This window comes from Staphylococcus cohnii species complex 1663, assembly GCF_041008415.1.
GTDB classification, from domain to species: Bacteria; Bacillota; Bacilli; order Staphylococcales; family Staphylococcaceae; genus Staphylococcus; species Staphylococcus ureilyticus.
In genome coordinates, this window is sequence record NZ_JBFDVL010000001.1 from 373,344 (window position 1) to 394,539 (window position 21,196).

The 21,196-nt window shown below is 32.4% G+C and carries 17 protein-coding genes; 10 read left to right on the plus strand and 7 right to left on the minus strand.

Annotation, left to right across the window (positions count from 1 at the left end; genetic code table 11):
* Window positions 1–11: 11 nt before the first annotated feature.
* Both arcC and AB1J10_RS01765 read left to right on the plus strand, forming a co-directional pair.
* Window positions 12–959 (plus strand): carbamate kinase, encoded by a 948-nt coding sequence (gene arcC, locus AB1J10_RS01760; protein ID WP_070038326.1) that lies wholly within the window; start codon window positions 12–14, stop codon window positions 957–959.
* A gap of 107 nt (window positions 960–1,066) precedes the next feature.
* Window positions 1,067–2,275, plus strand: coding sequence for a CynX/NimT family MFS transporter (locus tag AB1J10_RS01765; RefSeq protein ID WP_046207013.1), 1,209 nt, complete (start codon window positions 1,067–1,069; stop codon window positions 2,273–2,275).
* A 168-nt stretch (window positions 2,276–2,443) separates the two neighbouring features.
* Here AB1J10_RS01765 and AB1J10_RS01770 read toward each other — a convergent pair whose 3' ends face one another.
* The gene (locus tag AB1J10_RS01770) at window positions 2,444–3,673 is read right to left on the minus strand and encodes a pyridoxal-phosphate-dependent aminotransferase family protein (protein WP_046207012.1); all 1,230 of its coding nucleotides are present in this window, start codon (window positions 3,671–3,673) and stop codon (window positions 2,444–2,446) included.
* A gap of 455 nt (window positions 3,674–4,128) precedes the next feature.
* On the opposite strand from AB1J10_RS01770, the gene AB1J10_RS01775 reads away from it, so the two are divergent.
* Window positions 4,129–4,869: an alpha/beta hydrolase gene (locus tag AB1J10_RS01775; RefSeq protein WP_046207011.1), complete on the plus strand. Its 741-nt coding sequence runs from the start codon at window positions 4,129–4,131 to the stop codon at window positions 4,867–4,869.
* A 77-nt stretch (window positions 4,870–4,946) separates the two neighbouring features.
* On the opposite strand, the gene AB1J10_RS01780 is transcribed toward AB1J10_RS01775, so the two are convergent.
* Together AB1J10_RS01780 and brnQ are read right to left on the minus strand one after the other, a co-directional pair.
* On the minus strand, window positions 4,947–5,318 hold the full coding sequence (locus AB1J10_RS01780; protein WP_046207010.1) for an iron chaperone: 372 nt from the start codon (window positions 5,316–5,318) through the stop codon (window positions 4,947–4,949).
* Between the two features lie 258 nt (window positions 5,319–5,576).
* Entirely contained in the window at window positions 5,577–6,881 is a 1,305-nt protein-coding gene (gene brnQ, locus AB1J10_RS01785) for a branched-chain amino acid transport system II carrier protein (protein ID WP_046207009.1), read from the minus strand.
* 274 nt (window positions 6,882–7,155) lie between these two features.
* Here brnQ and AB1J10_RS01790 point away from each other — a divergent pair, with 274 nt between their 5' ends.
* Both AB1J10_RS01790 and lip read left to right on the plus strand, forming a co-directional pair.
* Entirely contained in the window at window positions 7,156–8,484 is a 1,329-nt protein-coding gene (locus tag AB1J10_RS01790; RefSeq protein ID WP_070038324.1) for a sodium-dependent transporter, read from the plus strand.
* A 375-nt stretch (window positions 8,485–8,859) separates the two neighbouring features.
* Window positions 8,860–11,274 carry a YSIRK-targeted triacylglycerol lipase gene (gene lip / locus AB1J10_RS01795; RefSeq protein WP_070038322.1) on the plus strand — a complete coding sequence of 805 codons (2,415 nt, stop codon included), beginning with the start codon at window positions 8,860–8,862 and terminating at the stop codon, window positions 11,272–11,274.
* Between the two features lie 862 nt (window positions 11,275–12,136).
* Here lip and AB1J10_RS01800 read toward each other — a convergent pair.
* Window positions 12,137–12,910, minus strand: a complete 774-nt coding sequence (locus AB1J10_RS01800) for a helix-turn-helix domain-containing protein (RefSeq protein ID WP_107365399.1) — start codon at window positions 12,908–12,910, stop codon at window positions 12,137–12,139.
* 23 nt (window positions 12,911–12,933) lie between these two features.
* Window positions 12,934–13,512 (minus strand): LysE family translocator, encoded by a 579-nt coding sequence (locus AB1J10_RS01805; RefSeq protein ID WP_070038318.1) that lies wholly within the window; start codon window positions 13,510–13,512, stop codon window positions 12,934–12,936.
* Window positions 13,513–13,696: 184 nt separating this feature from the next.
* Between AB1J10_RS01805 and AB1J10_RS01810 the strand changes: the two genes are divergently transcribed.
* A complete protein-coding gene (locus tag AB1J10_RS01810; protein WP_046207004.1) occupies window positions 13,697–14,104 on the plus strand; it encodes a DUF2000 domain-containing protein in 408 nt (135 codons plus the stop codon).
* Window positions 14,105–14,227: 123 nt separating this feature from the next.
* Here the strand turns inward: AB1J10_RS01810 and ilvD are convergent, their stop codons facing one another.
* Window positions 14,228–15,928 (minus strand): dihydroxy-acid dehydratase, encoded by a 1,701-nt coding sequence (ilvD, locus tag AB1J10_RS01815; RefSeq protein ID WP_064209961.1) that lies wholly within the window; start codon window positions 15,926–15,928, stop codon window positions 14,228–14,230.
* A 445-nt stretch (window positions 15,929–16,373) separates the two neighbouring features.
* Between ilvD and AB1J10_RS01820 the strand changes: the two genes are divergently transcribed.
* Window positions 16,374–17,153: an arylamine N-acetyltransferase family protein gene (locus tag AB1J10_RS01820; RefSeq protein ID WP_070038316.1), complete on the plus strand. Its 780-nt coding sequence runs from the start codon at window positions 16,374–16,376 to the stop codon at window positions 17,151–17,153.
* Window positions 17,154–17,316: 163 nt separating this feature from the next.
* Entirely contained in the window at window positions 17,317–18,282 is a 966-nt protein-coding gene (locus tag AB1J10_RS01825) for a LysM peptidoglycan-binding domain-containing protein (RefSeq protein ID WP_046207001.1), read from the plus strand.
* 124 nt (window positions 18,283–18,406) lie between these two features.
* Here the strand turns inward: AB1J10_RS01825 and AB1J10_RS01830 are convergent, their stop codons facing one another.
* Entirely contained in the window at window positions 18,407–18,676 is a 270-nt protein-coding gene (locus tag AB1J10_RS01830; RefSeq protein WP_019467864.1) for a hypothetical protein, read from the minus strand.
* A 180-nt stretch (window positions 18,677–18,856) separates the two neighbouring features.
* On the opposite strand from AB1J10_RS01830, the gene AB1J10_RS01835 reads away from it, so the two are divergent.
* Entirely contained in the window at window positions 18,857–19,720 is an 864-nt protein-coding gene (locus AB1J10_RS01835) for a GNAT family N-acetyltransferase (RefSeq protein ID WP_081338775.1), read from the plus strand.
* Window positions 19,721–20,459: 739 nt separating this feature from the next.
* Window positions 20,460–21,092 carry a hypothetical protein gene (locus tag AB1J10_RS01840; RefSeq protein ID WP_070038314.1) on the plus strand — a complete coding sequence of 211 codons (633 nt, stop codon included), beginning with the start codon at window positions 20,460–20,462 and terminating at the stop codon, window positions 21,090–21,092.
* Window positions 21,093–21,196 lie beyond the last annotated feature (104 nt).

A 21,196-nucleotide genomic window follows, 5' to 3' on the forward strand; every position in this document is an offset into this window, starting at 1 on the left:
GAGTGAAACGTATGAGTAAGCGTGTTGTACTTGCTTTAGGCGGTAACGCTATTTTACAACCTAAACAAGAAGCGTCATACGACAATCAATATAAAAATGTGTTTGCTGCTACACGAAAAATGGCAGAGTTGAAAAAAATTGGACATAACGTTGTCATTACACATGGTAATGGACCACAAGTCGGTAATATTATTGCACAAAATGAAGCGGCAAAAGACGTTGTAGATCCACTTCCAATCAATGCATGTAACGCCGAATCACAAGGATTTATTGGTTATATGATGGAAGAATCTTTAAAAAATCATTTACATGCATTAAATATTCAAAGTGATGTGGTAACATTATTAACAATGGTAGAAGTGGATAAAGATGATAAGGCATTTGATAATCCAACAAAACCAATTGGCGTATTTTTTGACGAAATTGAAGCAAAACGCCTAGAAAAAACACATGGTTTTGTGATGGTAGAAGATGCTGGTAGAGGTTACCGTCGTGTTGTTCCTTCACCAGAGCCACTCGTGATTCACGGTGTCAATCAAATTAAAGCATTGATTGACCAAGCGATCGTTATTTCATCTGGTGGCGGTGGTATACCAGTTTATCGTGATGAAAACGGGAATATTCAAGGTGTGGAAGCGGTTATCGATAAAGACCGCTCTGGTTTAAAACTTGCGCAACAAGTTGAAGCAGACACATTTATGATGTTAACAGATGTATCAAATGTTTGTGTGAACTTTGGTAAACCGAACGAAAAGAAATTAGCAACAATTTCAGTTGAACAAGCAAAAACTTATGTTGCCGAAGGGCAATTCCCTGAAGGAAGTATGTTACCTAAGATTGAAGCTGCGATTCAATTTGCTGAAATGGGTAAAGAAGCGATTATCTGTTCATTAGATGATGCAGTTGAAGCATTAGAAGGTAAAGCAGGTACACGTATTTTATTAAATGTTGAACAATAATGGATGAGTTCTTTAGAAACAATTACTTGCGAATCGTTCAAATGGTTTTCATTTGATCGATTCGTTGTATTATTATATTAAAAGATTTGGAAGAAAGGTGGTATAAGATGACTGAACCCTATCGTATACATAGAATTAAAGAAAATTGGGGCGTAATTTTGGCAATTGTGTTTATTGCTTCTACTTTACGTGCGCCACTCACATCAGTAGGGCCTGTAGTTGATGAGATCAAGCATGTAATGGAAATTAATAACAGTGTTGCTGGCATCTTAACTACTATACCGCTCATTATTTTTGCGATTGTTTCTCCATTAGTATCGAGAGTAACGTCGCGTATCACAATGTCTCGTACAATTCTGTACTCTACTATATTACTAATAATTGGATTGTATTTACGTGTAGCTGGTGATTTTACTTTATTTATTATTGGTACATTAGTATTAGGGATAGCAATTGCATTTGGTAACGTTGTACTACCTAGCTATGTAAAATGGTATTTCCCAATGCAAATCGGCATTGCTACGGGCATTTATAGTGGAACTATGAACTTTACAGCAGGCTTAGGTGGCGGGTTAAGCTTCCCATTATCACAAACATCACTCGGTTTTAGGTTGTCACTGTCATTTTGGATTATTCTAGGTATTATCGCGATTATTTTGTGGATTCCTAAAGCACGTCAAGGTGCGCAATTAGAACAACATACAATTGATCAAACACAAGTCAAACATCGTAAGAAAGTCAATATTGTCAAATCAAAATTAGCTTGGATGGTTGCTTTGACGATGGGCTTCCAATCTATGGTATTCTATACCGTTGTCGCATGGGTGCCATCTATATTAGTTGATAGAGGGGTAGATCCATCCACAGCAGGTTATTTATTAATGCTCAATCAATTTTCTCAAGTACCTATGACATTTTCATTTCCAATTATAGCATCTAAATTGAAAGACCAACGTATATTGGTCGTTATTATCACAATTTTATTCTTAACTGGTTTTGGCTTATTCTTTACACAATCATTAGTGTTACTTGTTATTGGTATGGTTATTGCTGGTTTAGCAATGGGAGCATGTTTCAGTTTATGTATGACATTCTTCTCAATCCGTGCACGGACGAGTGATGGTAGTATTTCATTATCCGGTTTTGGTCAATCTGTAGGATACTTAATTGCAGCGATTGGACCATTTTTAATTGGATACTTGCATGATTTCACAGGAAATTGGATATCAGGCATTGTTGCATTATTACTCATGTCATTACTATTCTTTATTTTTGGTTATCCTGCAGCTAAAAATAGAGTTGTAGAAGATGAATAATAGCAAAGACTTAAATTTATAATGAAAAAATTAAAAAGGTACGACACCAATGGTTTTTGATGGGCACCTCTAAAGTTGGACTAAAAATCTAACTTCTGAGATGTGCATCATTTTAGGATTGGAGTTGTACCTTTTTTGATTTATATAGTCAAATGATGTGTTGAAATCTTATGATATCGCATTATTATCATAGTGATTGATAAGTGTTTTAATTGCATTTTCTATATCAAGATTTTTGATAAGGCCTTGAGCAAGAAGGTGAGTTGCAAATGCAGCTAAAAATGTTAAGATATTCTGTTTTTGGATAGCATAACCCATGATACCGATTCTCCATATTTTACCTTTTAACTCTCCAAAGGATCCTGCAATTTCTATGCCATAATTTTTTAATAAACTGTCTCTGAATGCTATATCATCTATACCATCAGGAATATTAACGCATATAACCATTTTCATTTCGTTCGATTCATTGCCGTATATTTCGAGTCCTAATGCCTTCAAGGCTGCTTTTAAACCTTCTTGGTGAAAGGCATGCCGTTGCGCACGTGCTTCCAGTCCTTCAGATAGTGCTAATCTTAGACCAGTATGAAGTGCATATATTGCAGTCGTTGCTTCAGTATGATGATTTAAACGTTTTGGGCTCCAATAATCTTGTAATTGTGCTAAATCTAAATAATTACTTCTGATAAAATGATCTGGTTCTGTGGTTTCAGTAGAGCGAATGCCAAGTTCTACACGTTTGCGCGCATTGATGGCATCACTAAATCTATCGTTGAAAGTAATTGGGGTAATACCTGAAGGAATAGATAAACATTTTTGAGCGCCACCAATGACTGCATCTAATTCCCACTCATCTACTGGAATAACCATACCTTGGTATGTAGCCACAGCATCAACAACAGAAAATATCCCTCTTTCTTTACATGCTCGACCAAGTTGATCAATTGGTTGCAATCTACCAGTCGATGTTTCACCGTGTACAATAGCAAGTACTTTTGGTTGATATTGATCTAAAGCTTCAATGATTTCTGATTGTTCAAATACCTCTCCCATTGGTTTATAAATGCTGTGAACGATACCACCAGCACGCGTAACCAGTTCAGCGAATAAATAGCCAAAACGTCCGATGACTGGAACTAGGACATCATCACCAGGTTTAACAATACTGGAAATCACAGCTTCTAAGCCAGCACGACTTGTGCCATCAATAGGAAATGACCATTGATTTTTTGTTAAAAAAGATTTACGAATTAGTTCCATTGTTTGATTCATAATGTCTACAAATTCATAGTCAAATTGACCTAAAATAGAGTTTGACATTGCTTGTGAAACGCGGGGGTCTACGCTAACAGGGCCAGGTGTCATAATTAATCTTTTGTTGATTTTTAAATCATCCATATTTATTACCTCATTTTCCTTTAAATTCCGTCATTATATATTATACTTTATTAAAGCTGAGTTATATTCGTCAAAATCGATAATTATTTAACAATCATTTATCTGAATATTACAAAAATAAAGAAGATAAATAGAAATTATCCTATATACTTGCATGTAGATAAAATGAATTTCAATAGTTTCAGTATTTATAAATGTTTGAAAGAACTTACATAAAATTGTACACTATATAAGCATGCCAAGGGCATGCACACACTATGGGTCGCTGTGAGCATGCCTTAGGCATGTTTCCAGACTTCCTCATAGAAGCAAGCTACTTCCATTAAGGAAGTGGCTTGTATTTTTTGAGAGATAGTCGTTTGAGCAATCTTGATTTTCATTAATCATAACGCGTTGTATCGTAAACGATTTTCTATTACAATGTGTATGGATGTTAAAAGTTGGAGTGACAATAGATGATAAATGTAAAAGAACCTAATCCGATATTTTTGGAAAATAAATCTTCTGAACGTGCTATATTGTTATTACATTCATTTACAGGTACGATTAGAGATGTAAAATTATTAGCTACAAAATTAAATAAAGCTGGTTTTACATGTTATGCGCCTTCCTATAAAGGGCATGGCTTATTGCTCGAATCATTGATGGCTTATGACGCAGAGGATTGGTGGCAAGATGCGCTAGAAGGATATCAATATTTGCAAGATCAAGGTTATTCAAATATAAGTGTATGCGGCATCTCATTAGGCGGTATTTTGTCTTTAAAATTGGCGGAAGAAAAGCAGGTTGCTTCTGTTGCAGTGATGTCGACACCGTTTAGTAAAGACGATGCTGGACTTGCAAAAAGGCTGGAATTTTATGGAGAACGCATGGGAAACTTAGTAGGTTTGTCACAAGAAGCAATACAACAACAGATGAATCAAATTGAAAACTATGCCGTTGGTTTTGATAAATTTAAAAAACTTGTTGATGATGCGATGGCACACTTAAATCAAATTTCTGTCCCTATTGCTATAAAGTTTGGCGAACAAGATGAAAAGGCTTATGAAGCTAGTGCAAATTATATTTATAATCAAATTGAGCATGAGGATAAAGAAATTCAAGGTTATCCTACGTGTAAACATTTAATGACGTATGGTGAAGGTCATTTGGATGTAGAGCAAGATGTGATAGCGTTTTTTGAAGATTATACATAAACAATTTAAATACTAAAAAGGATGGTTTCTACCCAATATGAGTAGAGCCATCCTTTTATGTTTCAATATGTTTAAAATTAAGTTCTCCAAAATGTAGTACAATTCGCTTTGTCTTCGATATTGAATTGAATCATGGACTGCAATAGTTCATAGTTAACGTCTTGTGTCCATTTAATACGAAATAAATTATTGGTTTGTGAATATCCAGATTCTGCAATCTGTTCAGTAAATTCAGCCATTCCTTTTGCTTCAGGTGCTACTGAGAAATGCTGTTTAGATTTACTAAAAGCAATAATAAACGTACCGTGATGCGTAAACATCGGTTGATTCCATTTTACTGTTGTTTCGAGTTCAGGAAAAGTCTCAGAAATCCAATTAAAGATAGCTTCCATTGTGGCTGTTTGTTTGTCATTTTCTAATGACTCCAAAAATTCATTAAATTCAGTCATACCCAATCACAATCCTTAAATAGCAAATTTGATTATATAGCTAACATGTATTATACCAATTACATACAAATATATCATTTTATAGGTGAGTGAATATTATGGAAAATTCTAAATTATGCGTATAAACAACTTTAAAAATCCGAAAACCTTTTTGAAATTTTACTATTTTACATAAAAAATACATCCCATAGTTGAAGGGATGTATTGATGAGAATGGATATGTGTTGACATACCGTCTGGTTAATAGTGCGCACTAACTTAAGTCATTTTAGCTTGCGATTTAGCATAGCAGAAATCGATAATAATACCGATTAGCAGACACACTATAAATGGTATCAACCATGCTAATTGGATATTTGCTAATGGGAAATGCGCATATACAACATTAAGTATTTTAATTAAATTAAAGTCATTTAATATTTGTAATAAAGAAATAATCAATGTTGCAATTGTTGGTATGATAAAGCTATATTTCATTTCAAATGAGATGAAGATACTCAATAACGAAATAAGCACTAATACGATAGATGTTGGATAAATAAATGTAAGTAATGGTACAGCAATTTCCAAAATAAGTTCTAATCCTAAAGTAGAAACAGTAAAACCTAATATTGAAAAGATAAGTACAAATAATTTATAAGAAATCTTTGGTAATTTTTTCATTGCAAACGCTGAACAAGCATTTACAAGTCCAATACAAGTTGTTAAACAAGCTAGTATCACAATTATCCCAAAAATTAAGTTTCCTAAAGACCCAAATACACGTAATGAGTTAAAAGTTAAAATATCTGTGCCATCTTTTAAGCCTGTTTGATCAGTTGTCGCGCCAACATAAGCTAAAGCAAAATAAATGATAAATAATAGCACGGCAGAAATAAAACCTGCTTTCACAACATTTTTAACTAATAACTTTGGTTCATTAATACCATTTAATTTAAAACTTTGAACAATGACTACTGAAAAAGCGAGTGCAGCAACGAGGTCCATTGTGAAATAACCTTCTAAGACACCAGACACAAGTGGTGTTTGCGCAAAGTCGCCACCAGCTTTACCAATTGAACCTTCTGGTTTAATAATAACTAAAATACATAAAATAGCGATAATGCATATTAAAATAGGTGTTAGGTATTTACCTAAATTATCTATGATTCGATTTGGATAAAGTGCAATCAAGTAAACGACTAAGAAGAAGACTGCTGAAAATATAATTAAAGTTAATTGATTATGTACAGGTAATACGTTTTTTGTGCCAATTTCGTAAGCGACATTTGCAGCACGTGGTATACCATATAATGCACCAATAGATGCATAAATACAGATTGCAAAAATCGTACCAAATAACGGATGGACTTTGTTACCAATACTTTCAACGCCACCGTTCATATAAGCTACGACGATGACTGTTAAATATGGTAATAAAATACCAGTGATTGAAAATCCTATCATTGAAACCCACATATTTTCTTGAGCTGTATATCCTAACATAGGTGGAAATATTAGATTTCCGGCTCCAAAGAAAAATGAGAATAACATTAGACCAGAAATCAGTATGAGTCTATTCATTTTAATACCTCTATTATTTTTAAAATTATTTGTTGCAAAACATACATTAATATAACACAAAAGTTATATGAATTCAATGAAATTTCAGAAAATTAGAATGTCTAAAATGTTAAATGAAGTAGTTTTTAATGTCATGTTTGTAAATGTGATGATATCGAGTGTTTTAAGTAATTAACTATTGAGCTCAATTCAAAAAAATGTTATAGTAGTTTCCTATGTTACATAAACGCTTTAACGCAGTAAAGAATAATAGGGTGTAAAGGATGTATGAAAGATGCATAATGAATCTCAATGGAAGTCATCGCTCGGTTTCATATTGGCAAGTGCGGGGTCTGCGATAGGGCTAGGCGCAATGTGGAAATTTCCATATATGGCAGGTATTTATGGCGGTGGGGCTTTCTTATTAATGTTTTTAATATTTACACTGTTTGTAGGACTGCCATTATTAATGATGGAATTTACAGTGGGAAAAATGGGCAAAACATATACTACTAAAATATATGAAAAATTAACAAATAGAAAATGGTTAAATATTATAGGATGGAATGGTAATTTAGCTGTATTTATCTTATTTGGTTTTTATAGTGTCATCGGTGGTTGGATTATCATTTATATATTTAATGTATTACTTCAAATATGCTCGTTTAATGGTGGTAAATTAAGCCAAATAGAATTTGAATCTATTATAAGTAATCCATGGTTGACGGTTACAGGCCAAGGGATATTTATTTTGTTGACGATGTTCATTGTAATGATGGGAGTTGAAAAAGGATTAGAAAAAGCATCTAAATTTATGATGCCGTTATTATTTATCTTCCTTATTATTATTGTTGTAAAATCGCTAACTCTCGATGGCTCGTTTGAAGGATTGAAATATATATTGCAACCACGCTTAGAAGATATTTCAATAGAGGGGATTTTATTTGCGCTAGGCCAATCGTTTTTTACACTGTCATTAGGAACAACAGGCATGATTACATATGCTAGTTATGCATCTAAAGAAATGACTATTAAAACTTCGGCTGTTTCTATTGTAGCGATGAACATTCTAGTATCTGTGTTAGCAGGTTTAGCAATATTCCCTGCGATTTCAGCTTTCGGTTATAGCCCAACTGAAGGACCTGGATTACTATTTAAAGTGTTACCAAAAGTATTTGATCAGATGGCATATGGTTCAGGTTTTTATTTTATTTTTTTAATATTATTTTTATTTGCAGCACTTACTTCTTCAATTTCGTTACTAGAACTCAATGTGTCAAACTTTACTAAAAATGATAATTCGAAACGTAAATCTGTATCGCTTTATATAAGTGTACTTGTTTTTATGATAAGTATTCCTGCAACATTATCTTTTGGAAGTCTGAGTCATGTAAAATTTGCAGCAGGTACTATTTTTGACAACATGGATTTCTTAGTTTCCAACATTTTAATGCCTATAGGTGCGTTGGGAACAACACTTGTTGTAGGACAATTACTTGATAAACACGCTTTAAAAGAACACTTTGGAAAAGATAAATTTAGGTTGTTTATGCCTTGGTATTATCTCATTAAATTTATTTTACCAGTCGTTATTATATTAATATTTGTCGTACAATTTTTATAGCAATTAAATAACATTAATTATTAGCCCTTTATCATATCAATGTGAAAATTGAGTATTGATAAAGGGCTTTTTTGAATAATTTGTAAAGTATGAATTAAGTTATTATATTTTTATTTATATTGTTGACTATTTTTTATTTGTTTAGTAAGGTCAAATTAAATTATTTATTTAAAAAATTTGTTGTATTGCATTAATTGTTTTAAATAGATAATTTAATTTTTACTATTATTTGAAAACGTTTTCTGAAAGGAGTAATTTATGAAAGAGATTATTGGTAAAATTTTCGAATTAGTACCGCGTTTTATTTTAAATCTATTCATTTAGCATAAGGAAGTTTGTTATTTATTAAATTCTATTAACCAAGAGGTGTCTAGTATGGAACAGAAAAAAAACAAATATAGTATTCGCAAATTCACTTTTGGCGCATCATCTATATTAATTGGATCTTTACTCTTTATGGGCGTAGACAGTGCGCAAGCTGCTGAAACAGAAAAACAAGCAAGCGAAATGAGCTATCAGGACATTGGGGAACATATTGGGGAAACAAATAGTGATAACACTACTGGGGAAAGTAGTGTACCGGTTAATAAGAATAATAATTTAGAGCATGATAAACAAACTTCAGAAAATCAAAGCTTACATAATGATAAATTAACGACTGATGCAGAAAACGTAAATAATGAAAAGGTAGACTTAGAAAATAATAAAAATAACACAACAGAAGAAGTAGATCCAGACTACAACAAACAAGATAAAGCCAAAGTAGAGACAACAGAAGAAGTAGACCCAGACTACAATAAACAAGATAAAACTAAAACAGAGGCAACAGAAGAAGTAGACCCGGACTACAACAAGCAAGATAAAGCCAAAGCAGAGGCAACAGAAGAAGTAGATCCGGACTACAACAAGCAAGATAAAGCCAAAGCAGAGGCAACAGAAGAAGTAGACCCAGACTACAACAAGCAAGATAAAACTAAAACAGAGACAACAAAAGAAGTAGATCCAGACTACAATAAACAAGATAAAACTAAAACAGAGGCAACAGAAGAAGTAGACCCGGACTACAACAAGCAAGATAAAGCCAAAGCAGAGGCAACAGAAGAAGTAGATCCGGACTACAACAAGCAAGATAAAGCCAAAGCAGAGGCAACAGAAGAAGTAGATCCGGACTACAACAAGCAAGATAAAGCCAAAGCAGAGGCAACAGAAGAAGTAGACCCGGACTACAATAAACAAGATAAAGCCAAAGCAGAGGCAACAGAAGAAGTAGACCCGGACTACAATAAACAAGATAAAACTAAAACAGAGACAACAGAAGAAGTAGACCCGGACTACAACAAGCAAGATAAAACCGAAGCACAGACAACAGAAGAAGTAGACCCAAACTACAATGAACAAGATAAAGTAAAAGAGATGAAAGTAAATGAAAGTGCATCCCAATCAGAATCTCAAAATGATATTAAATTTGGACAATTAAAAAATGACAATTTAGCTAACGAAGATAGCCAAAGCAATCAACAGAAAAACGATCCAGATAAAAATTTAGCTTTACTTAAGAAAAATGCGGTTGCTACAACAAATAATCAAGTGAATCAACAGAACGCTGAAAAAACGCAAGAACAACCAACAAAAAAAGCGAAACAAGGCCAATATAAAAACCAAGATCCCATTATATTAGTACACGGTTTTAATGGTTTTACAGACGATATTAAACCCTCTGTTTTACCTCATTATTGGGGAGGTGACAAATTAAATATTCAACAAGACTTAGAACAAAAGGGTTACAATGCATATGAAGCAAGTATTGGTGCGTTAAGTAGTAACCATGACAGAGCAGTTGAATTATACTATTACATTAAAGGCGGTACAGTAGATTATGGGGCTGCACATGCTGAAAAATATGGTCACGAACGTTATGGCAAGACATATGAAGGTGTATATAAAGACTGGCAACCAGGTCAAAAAGTTCATTTAGTTGGTCATAGCATGGGTGGACAAACGATTAGACAACTAGAAGAATATTTACGTAATGGTGATCCAGAAGAAATAGAATATCAAAAACAACATGGTGGCGATATAGCACCAGTATTTCAAGGTAATAACAATAACATGATTAGTTCAATTACTACCTTAGCAACACCCCATAATGGTACACACGCAGCTGATCAATTAGGTAATGAAACGCTTATCAGACAAGTTGCGTTTGATTACGCGAAACTAAAAGGTAATAAAAATTCTAAAGTTAGCTTTGGTCTTGAGCAATGGGGTTTAAAACAAAAAGATGATGAGACATATAATCAATATGTTAAACGATTGAAAGACAGTAAATTATGGACGACAGACGATAATGGCTTTTATGATTTAACCAGAGCAGGAGCGACTGAATTAAATAAAAAAACTTCACTAAATCCGAACATCGTTTATAAGACATATACTGGAGAATCTACAAGAGATGGATTATTTGGTAAACAAAAATCAGATATTAACATGTATTTACCTATGGGATTAACAGGTAATGTGATTGGAAAAGCACCTGAAAAAGAATGGCGTGTCAATGATGGCCTGGTTTCAACAATTTCAGCATTACATCCATTTAATCAAGCACATGTAGAAGCATCGAACCAGGTTCAAAAAGGTGTTTGGCAGGTGACACCAATTATGCATGATTGGGATCATGCGGACTTTGTTGGACAAGATAGTAATGATACAAAGCGTTCACAAGCAGAATTAAGACAATTTTATGAAGGTATTGCTTCAGACTTAGTAAAAACTGAAAACGCTGAAGCATAGATCAAGCGATGCAAATACATTTTATGAAGGTGAGGGTAAATGATGAGTGGAGACTTTTTTGATTTAGTAGGTTCATTATTCAATATATTGAAAACTTTATTTTCGTAAGAAAGTAGAAATAAATATAATGAAGGAAATTAAATATTATTATATAAAGAGAATGGTTAAGACGATTTGATATGAAAAATTGAGCGAGGATAAATAATCAAAATTTATGGTTTTGATTTTATCCTCGTTTATTTTTTATTAAGCGTACTATGATTTGAGTCATATTTTCTTGAATACAATTTTTGTATAATAATGAAGTATGATAGGTGAATAAGCTTATTGAACGGGTAAAAGAAGTGAAACAAGACGTTAAAGAAGGAGGAGAGAAATAAAAAAAAGAACAACATCAGTGAATGGTTTCAGTGCAACTATTGGTTATAGTATGTATCAAAAAAAAGACTGATACATACCGTACCAGTCTCTTTATAGAGGTTAGAAATTATTTACCTGTGAATAAACCAACGATTTTTTTGATGATATCAATGATAAAGTCCATGTCCTTCACCTCACTTTTATTTGTTAACTTCACTATAAAAGACTTGTGCTAAATTTTGTTTGAAATTCCCTAAATAGTAATAAATTATTCCAAAATGGAATTTAATAAAAAAATATAACAATAAAGTATTCAAAAGTGTATGAAAGATGATTACATTATCATTTATACTTAATAGAAGCTTATTTTCAAAAAGCAACATTTTTTAAATATAAAATTTCCATAGAAACAAAGTAAATGTCAATTCGTAAATCAAAAACATTGATGTCTTAACATCATACTATTATCAAATTTTGTGAAATTAACTATATGTAATAAAGTTTAAAAAGACTGAGCGTAATTGTTTGCAGTGATACCGTATATTTTTTTGAATTGTCTATTTAAGTGTGTTAAATCAGAAAATCCTAATTCACTAACTGCTAAATGTATATCTTTATCTATTTCTATGATATTTTTTGCTTCTTCAATTTTGCTGTTTAATAAAAATTGATAAGGTGTTATCCCAGTTTGCTCTTTAAAATATCGTATAAATTGGAATTTTGACATGCCGAATTCATGTGCTAAATCTGTAATTTTCAAATTTTCTTTTAATCCATAAAGTATTCTTCCCTTAATCTTACTTATATAGGCGTTACTTTCAACATGTTTCTTAATTGTAGATTGATTTACTAAATCATCTACAAGTTTGATTAATTGCTCATCTATAATTTCTCCCTCGTATTCATGAAATATAGCATTCGCTAGATGATATACATCAGATTCAATTTTACTATTATAAATTATTGGTGTTGTAAATTGAATAGGTTCTTTACGTTCAGCTGCATCTAATAATACAGATGGTTCAATATATAACATAAAATATTCAAGGCCTGAACGATCGTGAGCCATTCCATCATGGACTTGTTCTGGATTAAATAACATGATGCCATCTTGGTATGAAAGTTGAAGCTTACCATCCAAATGATAATGTTGTATTCCTCTTTTAGTAACGCCAATAGCATATTCGCTATGTGTATGATTTTTATATGAGAAGTCATTAATACTTGCAGATAAAGCAGTAATTCCTCCATTTTTTTTATATATGAATTCTTCCATCTTTTCACCTTCTTTTAAGTTCTTTAAACCCATAACATAATTGCAGCATAAATCAAAAGTATACCTAATACAATGTTTAAAATTTTATTATATTTTTGAAATATTTTATTAAATATAGCGCCAAAACCCACCCAAATCATAAAAGCAATAAACCCAATGGTACCTATGATAAATATATTTGTCAGTAATATATAATTTTCACTTGAATAGGGTGATATAAAGCTAGGAAAAACGGTTAAAGTGAATAAAATTACTTTAGGGTTTATAAATTGCAACAATAAACCAGAAAAAAATGAACCTTTCACTTTTGACTCATCTTTTTTTGAAACATCCATATTGAATATTTGATAAGCCAAGTGAATCATATAAATGGTACCTAAAATTTGTAAATAAATGATGATATTTGGAAGGACTTTATTTAAAAAAGAGTTCAATATAGCAGAAATTACAAGCAATACTACAAACCCAATGGTTGAGCCATATATGAATCGCATACCAGATTTTATTCCATAGTTCTGAACATTAGATAAAATTATGATGTTGGTGGGGCCAGGTGTTGCAGTAACAATAAAACAATAAACAATCAAAGTAATCATATTCATCATATACTCCTTAAAATTTAATCGTTCTAATAGAGTATACGTAAATGAATATTTTATATAGGATATTATTGCATTGATAATTTTCCAAGAATATAAATACTGCAATTTTATCCTATATATAACACTTGATTCTATATAAGATATAGAAAAATATTTGTTATCACCTTAAAGGAGTAAATTATATATGGCTTTTGATACTAAAATTAAAATTGTTTTGAGAGAAGACTTAGAAGTATGGCAAAAATTAAATGTAACTGCCTTCTTAATGAGCGGAATTGCTGGAACCCAAAATATTATTGGGGAACACTATATAGATAAGGATAACGTACAATATTTACCGATGTCTCAGCAACCTGTGATGATACATTCATCGACACAAGAATCCATGGTAGAGTTGTTACAAAAATCTTTGAGTAAAGATGTTGTTATCACAGTATATACTGAAGAGTTATTCTCCACATATAACGATGCAGATAATCGCGCGGTAATTGCTAAATATAAAACAGAGGACTTAAACCTTGTTGGCATTGGTATACGCGGTAAGAAAAATCATGTAGATAAATTATTTAAAGGATTTGCGTTGCATAGCTAAATAAATTAATGACATTAACATAAAAAACCAACGTACATTTTTGATGTACATTGGTTTTTAATTAAAAGTTCAAATTATACTTTTAACATTAATTATAGAATGGTATTAAACAAATGTGATGCATTAGTCAGTAATTGCACCTTTTGAAGCAGATGATACGAGTTTGGCATATTTTGCTAAAGTACCACGTGTTTCTTTTAGTGGTGGTGCTTGCCATGCATTGCGGCGACGTTCTAGCTCTTCATCAGAAATATCAAAACTAATTTCTAAATTTTTAGCGTCAATGGTAATGATGTCGTCTTCTTGAAGTAATGCCATTGGGCCGCCTGCTTGGGATTCTGGAGCAGCGTGACCAACTACTAGACCATGTGAACCACCTGAAAAACGTCCGTCTGTTAGCAATGCTACAGATTCACCTAATCCTTTTCCTACTAAAATAGAAGAAGCTGATAGCATTTCTGGCATACCAGGCGCCCCTTTTGGTCCAGCATAGCGAATCACCACAACATCTCCAGGTTGTATATCGTCATTGAGTATGGCTTTTGTTGCTGCAGGTTCTGAATCAAAAACCTTAGCAGGTCCTTTAATATAAGTCACACTTAAACCTGAAATTTTGGCTACTGCGCCCTCAGGTGCTAGATTACCTTTTAAAATAACAAGTGGACCCGTAGGATGTTTAGGCTGATCAAAATTAATGATGGCTTTATCGTCAGAAAGGCTAGGTTGTTGAGCTAAGTTTTCAGCAACGGTTTTCCCAGTAACTGTTAAACAATCTCCATGAATTAACCCTTTTTCATGTAATAATTTCATTACGCCTGGCACGCCACCTACTTCATCAAGATGTGCCATGACGTATTTGCCGCTAGGTCTTAAATCAGCAATATGCGGTACGCGTTTACGTATTTTTTCAAAATCATCAAGTGTCAAATCTACGTCAATAGTATGCGCAATAGCTAGTAAATGTAAAATCGCATTTGTAGACCCACCTAATGCCATGACAACAGTAATTGCATTTTCAAATGCTTCTTTGGTCATGATATCTTTAGGATATATACCTTGTTCCAATAAATGATAAACAGCTTTGCCTGCTGCACGACTATCTTTAGATTTATTAGTTGATACAGCTGGGTGAGACGCACTTCCAGGTAAGCTCATTCCCATAGCTTCAATGGCAGAGGACATTGTATTCGCAGTAAACATCCCGCCACAAGCACCAGCACCAGGGCAAGCAGCGCACTCTACTTTATGTAATGCTGCCTTATCTATTTCTCCATTATTGTATTGTCCCACACCTTCAAAAGCAGATACGGCATCCAAATCTTTACCATCTAATTTTCCGGGTAATATAGTACCGCCATATACAAAGACAGCGGGTAAATTAAGACGAGCGATACCAATCATACATCCTGGCATGTTTTTATCACAGCCACCGATTGCTACTACGCCATCTAAATTTTCTGCGTTGACTACAGATTCAATTGAATCAGCAATGATTTCACGACTTGGCAATGAGAAACGCATACCATCTGTGCCCATGGAGATACCATCTGAAACTGTTATCGTATTAAAAATCAATGGTGAACCTCCGGATTCGCTTATACCGCGTTTAGTTGCACGAGCGAGACCGTCGATGTGCATATTACATGGTGTGACTTCACTCCATGTACTAGCGACACCTATCATAGGCTTTTCAAAATCTTCATCTTCAAAACCAAGTGCACGTAAATAAGATCGATTTGGTGTACGACTTACACCTTCACTAATCACTTTGCTGCGAATTCGTAAATCGTTTGGTTGTTGATTTTGCGATTGTTCCTTGCTCAAATAATCCCCTCCAAAATAAAAAACATAATATATTAAGAATAGTCTGAAAATTAATAATAAACACCAAGCAGTGTGACGCTTAAACGTTCATACATATCACTAAACCGTGAGGTGCCAAAATGTGTAAAAATTATTAGATTAGCTATACAAATGTATAGACATACACAATATCTATTTATTTAATTGATGTCAATATCAAAAGATTGCCTATAATCATTATTACCCCTTATCATATAAAATTATAGAATATATTGAAGAAAATTATACATAACTTAGAATAACTATATTTTTGTTGTTTTGAGTGAATGAGTGGGGTTGATCGAGTTTAAGTTGAAGATGCTTTTTGATGTACTTAAAATTCCTGGTTTGCTTGTTACTTCTAATTGAATTCATGCATCGTGAGTATCGAGCTTATTTTTAAGCTATTAAGAAATGGAGGAGTTGTATGACTAATTTTAACGTATTAGAAAATTATTTAGAGATAGACACACATACAGATCATGGCAATCACTTAGAAACATTGAACTATTATATTGAAAGATATGTATTGAATGTGCCATTTGAAAATATTAATGTGCAGAATGGACAACCTATTGCTTTAGATAATGAATCAATGATAGATAAAATTGTGAACCAACATAGAGGTGGTTATTGTTATGAACAAAACAGATTGTTTTGTGAATATTTAACAAGTAAAGGCTATAACGTTTATATGGTTTCTGCGACAATTTATAATGGTTCAGGCTGGGCCATGGAAGGTTCACATATGGCATTAATCGTTATATTGAATCAGAAAAAATATTTAGTTGATGTCGGTTACGCGGATATACCTAAAGCAGCCATACCTATTGCACATGATGAGCAACCTGTTTATGATGTGAACGGTGAGTTTAAGGTAAGTAAAGTAAGTGACCATACATTTGAAATGAAGAAAGAAGTTGATTATAAATGGCAGACGCAATATCAATTTAAAGATGAACCTAGAGAACTGGCAGATTTTGAACCAGGTATAGCGTTTAATCAAAATAATGAATCATCTATTTTTGTACAGAAACTGTTAATTAGTAAAGCAATGCCATATGGTAGGGTGACAATGTCGAATGATCATATAACAATTACACATCATGGTCAAAAGGAAAAGAAAAATATAACATCTGAAAATTATAAATACTTTTTACATCGTTATTTTAATATTAAAGATATAGATATAAAAACATTTGACTGAAATATACAGTTTTCAAAGCCATGTTTCATTAGAAATAACAAAAGGTTTACTTTGTAATAATAATGTCATATAAATTATATACAAAAGTGTTAAATTAAATTGTATAATAGTAAGCGTGATGGAAACGAAAAGTATCGGATTTATATTTGGGAGGTTAACATAAGTGCATAAAAAAATAATAGCAACTGTAATTGGGACAAGTGCGCTTGCAGCTATTAACTCTGCAAATGCAGATGCAGCTACAACATACAAAGTCAAAAGTGGCGATTCTCTTTGGTCAATAGCGAATAAATATAATATTTCAATAGCAAAATTGAAATCATTGAATAATTTGACATCGAATGTGATTTTTCCAAATCAAACATTGAAAGTGTCAGGGACTACAACTTCAAGCACTTCAACAAGTAGCTCAAGTGCGACAACATATACAGTGAAATCAGGTGATTCATTGTCATCGATTGCTGCAAAACATGGGACGACATACCAAAAAATTATGAGTTTAAATGGACTCTCGAATTTTACAATCTATCCAGGTCAGAAATTAAAAGTATCTGGATCAACATCTACGTCAACAAGTGGTTCAACTGCATCAGGTAGCACAACGACATACACAGTGAAATCAGGCGATTCATTATCGGCGATTGCAGCTAAATACGGTACGACTTATCAAAAAATCATGAGTTTGAATGGTCTTAAAAACTTTAATATCTATCCAGGACAAAAATTAAAAGTATCTGGTACTGCATCGTCATCTAGTGGCTCAACAGGTTCAACTGGCTATAAAACGCCGGTATTCAATCATTCAAATTTATATGACTGGGGTCAGTGTACATGGCATGTATTTAATAAACGTGCTCAAATCGGTAAAGGGATTAGTACTTATTGGTGGAATGCTAATAATTGGGACAACGCTGCACCAGGAGATGGCTACACAGTAGATCATAGAGCAACTGTAGGGTCAATCTTACAAAGTGACCTTGGATATTATGGACATGTAGCATTTGTAGAATCTGTAAATTCAAATGGTAGTATTACGGTTTCTGAAATGAACTACAGTGCTTCGCCTGGCATCGTCACTTATAGAACAATTCCAGCATCTCAAGTAAGTTCATATAAATATATTCATTAAAGCTGTCGAAGAAATAAATATTTTTGACACTCACGCATAAACGTCAATTTCTATTAATTATATAGAAATTGACGTTTGTTTTGCTTTTATGAAATTTTACAACACATTGATGTGCGGTTTATATTTATGGTTCTTGACGTAATGATTTTATACGCTTGGCAGTTGAGAACAACGTACTTGCCAAAGTGAATGTTGAAAATATTTTAGCAAATTTCTTAGGTGATTTTAAGGCAGTGTAGAAATCTAAGACTGCACCCACACTTGTAATAGCCATGCTCGTGTATAGTAATTTTTTATTTTTTGATTGATATGCATACCAATTAAAGCCTTCTACGGCAATACCTATGAAATTAATTGTATTTGAAATGCGGTTAATTTTTGTTTTTTTAGCCATGAATGAAATCCTCCATTTTATAAAATCCGTTTTATTATTATAACATTAAATAAATTAAACTCTATGGTGAGAGAGATACCAAATGTTTTCAAGGAAGAAAATATGATAACATAAGTGCTGAAAGTACAAAAATAGTTTGATTATGATGTTTATTCATGAGGGGGAGTGGAGACGTTAGTTATGATTAAATGTGTATGCTTAGTAGTTGAATCAGATGACAAGTTGTTATTAGTACAAGCTAGAAACAGAAATAAATATTATTTTCCAGGTGGAAAAATAGATTCAGGAGAATCCCTAAAACAAGCTTTACGAAGAGAATTACAAGAGGAATTACAGTTGGATATCTCGGAAGAAACTTTTACATATATGGGGAAAATTGTAGGAGATGCTTATCCCCAAAAAGATAAAAAGACGGAGTTAAATTGTTTTTCAACATCTTTTGAAATTGATTGGTCATCAGTAAAACCAGCACAAGAAATTACTGATATAAAGTGGATAAAAAAAGATGAAACAGAAAACATTGCACCTGCCGTGCTTACATGGATTGAATATGCTAAAGAAGCGGTATCTAAAATGGTGAAATTAAGACCGTATCATACATTGTTATTTTCTGATTTAGAGAAATTTACGTTGTTGGAAGAAGATCGTAAATTCACTAAAACCCCTTTGGAAAATATTGATTTAGCAAATCGAGATCAAGAACGTCACCCTACGTTAGTGTATGATGACAAAGACCGATGTGTTGGCTTTTTTACGTTACATGAAGGAGAAGGGATCAAACCTTATTCTACAAACCCAAATGCAATATTTTTTAGATCTTTTAGTGTGGATAGTCAATATCGAGGATTCGGGTACGGTAAAAAGGTTATGCAAGCATTGCCTCAATATATCAAGCGGTATTATCCGACGATCAATGAAATTTATTTAGCGGTTAATACAGATAACCATTTGGCTAGAAAACTTTATATTCAAAATCATTATGAAATCGTAGGGGAAACGTTATTAGAAAACAAACCTGTCTACATAATGAAACAAAGTTGTTGAAATTAAAAGTTGCGTCGTAAAAGCTAACAGAGTTTGTTAGACTTTGCGACGTTTTTTTACGTGAAAAACTTGATAAATGTGGTTGCGTAATAGAGTTACAAATGGAAAATAAATAAGAGTAAAAAATTGATAACTATAATTAAATTTGAAGATTTTAAACGCAGAATTAAAAATATATTATAATTATTTAAATTTAGATGAATCAATTATGTTTATTTAAATATGAAAATCTGCTATGGTTGGTTATTAAATGTTAAATATATAAATAATATAAAATAAGGATATGATTATTTTGAATGTATAAGCTGTTAAACTGAATTGCTCAAGCATGATTAGATTGAATAGACAATATGAACCGAAGATTTTTATTTGAACTTCTTGATGTGCAGTTTGGTTTATGAAAAATCATTTTTAAACCGTTAAGATTGGCTTTTGCAAGTGCTTCGCATATGAGATTGTACGTAGAGCTTAATAGATATTATGGTTGAAAGTCATTTATTAATGTTGTCTGCTGTCATAAGTTTAGATGATACTTTGTAGAAGTTTGATTTTTAAAAGTTTAGCATGACATAAATAGTAGATTATTTTATTGATTAATAATCATTGTTCTTAAGTTGAAAAGTAAACATGAGCTTTGGCACTTCACATTTGATGTGGGGTGTTTTTCTATGTGTGTCGACAGCGAGTATTGCGATAGCCAACTATTATGATGAAAAACAATGTAATAGGAGGTTATTTTATGCTTATAAAACGTAACAATGTGAGCCAAAATGTGAGTCCATTTAATATTATGTGTAAAAATTTTAATGAAGAAATAAAACCTTTTACATATCAAAGGTTCGTAGATTTTGGGGAATGTTACTATTATTTGAAAGGTACTTCATTTGATTATATTGCGACAAGCGTTATTACTAGATATGAAAATGAAGCTTACGATACATTTAGTTCTAGATTTGATCATTTTGATGAAACTGAAAAGGTATACATTGAAAAATTAGAGGTGGCACCTCCTTTTGAAAACAAAGGGATTATGACAATTATGTTTTGTGACATTATGTTAGCATTATTAACGAGAAGTTTAGCGAATGAAAACCATATAGAGATTAAATTTATCAATACTTCTGATTTAATCAAAGATGGGAAGATAGTCAATGTGTACCATAGTGTGATGCCCAAATATGAATTATCCTTAGCACAACCTAGTAGTTCGAGAATTGTATTGGAAGGTAGACGTACTAAATTTAATATTGATTTTTATCAAGATATTTATTATATATTCCCACTGCAAACAAGAGAAGAGGATATCGCATATTACACAAAGTTACGAGAACGTAAAATACGGTTATTAAATGAAAAATTGCAAGAACTTTAAATGATATCATTGCGTTGAAAAAACGCTTGGAAAGTTAAATTCACAAATAAAAGCTGAAAAATTTGTGCCATTGTAGGATGGAAAAAAGCTTTAATTATAAAAAT

Coding starts and splice junctions, on each gene's coding strand:
- arcC (WP_070038326.1), top strand. CDS start 12: ATGAGTAAGCGTGTTGTACTTGCTTTAGGCGGTAACGCTATTTTACAA.
- AB1J10_RS01765 (WP_046207013.1), top strand. CDS start 1,067: ATGACTGAACCCTATCGTATACATAGAATTAAAGAAAATTGGGGCGTA.
- AB1J10_RS01770 (WP_046207012.1), bottom strand. CDS start 3,673: ATGGATGATTTAAAAATCAACAAAAGATTAATTATGACACCTGGCCCT.
- AB1J10_RS01775 (WP_046207011.1), top strand. CDS start 4,129: ATGATAAATGTAAAAGAACCTAATCCGATATTTTTGGAAAATAAATCT.
- AB1J10_RS01780 (WP_046207010.1), bottom strand. CDS start 5,318: ATGACTGAATTTAATGAATTTTTGGAGTCATTAGAAAATGACAAACAA.
- brnQ (WP_046207009.1), bottom strand. CDS start 6,881: ATGAATAGACTCATACTGATTTCTGGTCTAATGTTATTCTCATTTTTC.
- AB1J10_RS01790 (WP_070038324.1), top strand. CDS start 7,156: ATGCATAATGAATCTCAATGGAAGTCATCGCTCGGTTTCATATTGGCA.
- lip (WP_070038322.1), top strand. CDS start 8,860: ATGGAACAGAAAAAAAACAAATATAGTATTCGCAAATTCACTTTTGGC.
- AB1J10_RS01800 (WP_107365399.1), bottom strand. CDS start 12,910: ATGGAAGAATTCATATATAAAAAAAATGGAGGAATTACTGCTTTATCT.
- AB1J10_RS01805 (WP_070038318.1), bottom strand. CDS start 13,512: ATGAATATGATTACTTTGATTGTTTATTGTTTTATTGTTACTGCAACA.
- AB1J10_RS01810 (WP_046207004.1), top strand. CDS start 13,697: ATGGCTTTTGATACTAAAATTAAAATTGTTTTGAGAGAAGACTTAGAA.
- AB1J10_RS01820 (WP_070038316.1), top strand. CDS start 16,374: ATGACTAATTTTAACGTATTAGAAAATTATTTAGAGATAGACACACAT.
- AB1J10_RS01830 (WP_019467864.1), bottom strand. CDS start 18,676: ATGGCTAAAAAAACAAAAATTAACCGCATTTCAAATACAATTAATTTC.
- AB1J10_RS01835 (WP_081338775.1), top strand. CDS start 18,857: ATGATTAAATGTGTATGCTTAGTAGTTGAATCAGATGACAAGTTGTTA.
- AB1J10_RS01840 (WP_070038314.1), top strand. CDS start 20,460: ATGCTTATAAAACGTAACAATGTGAGCCAAAATGTGAGTCCATTTAAT.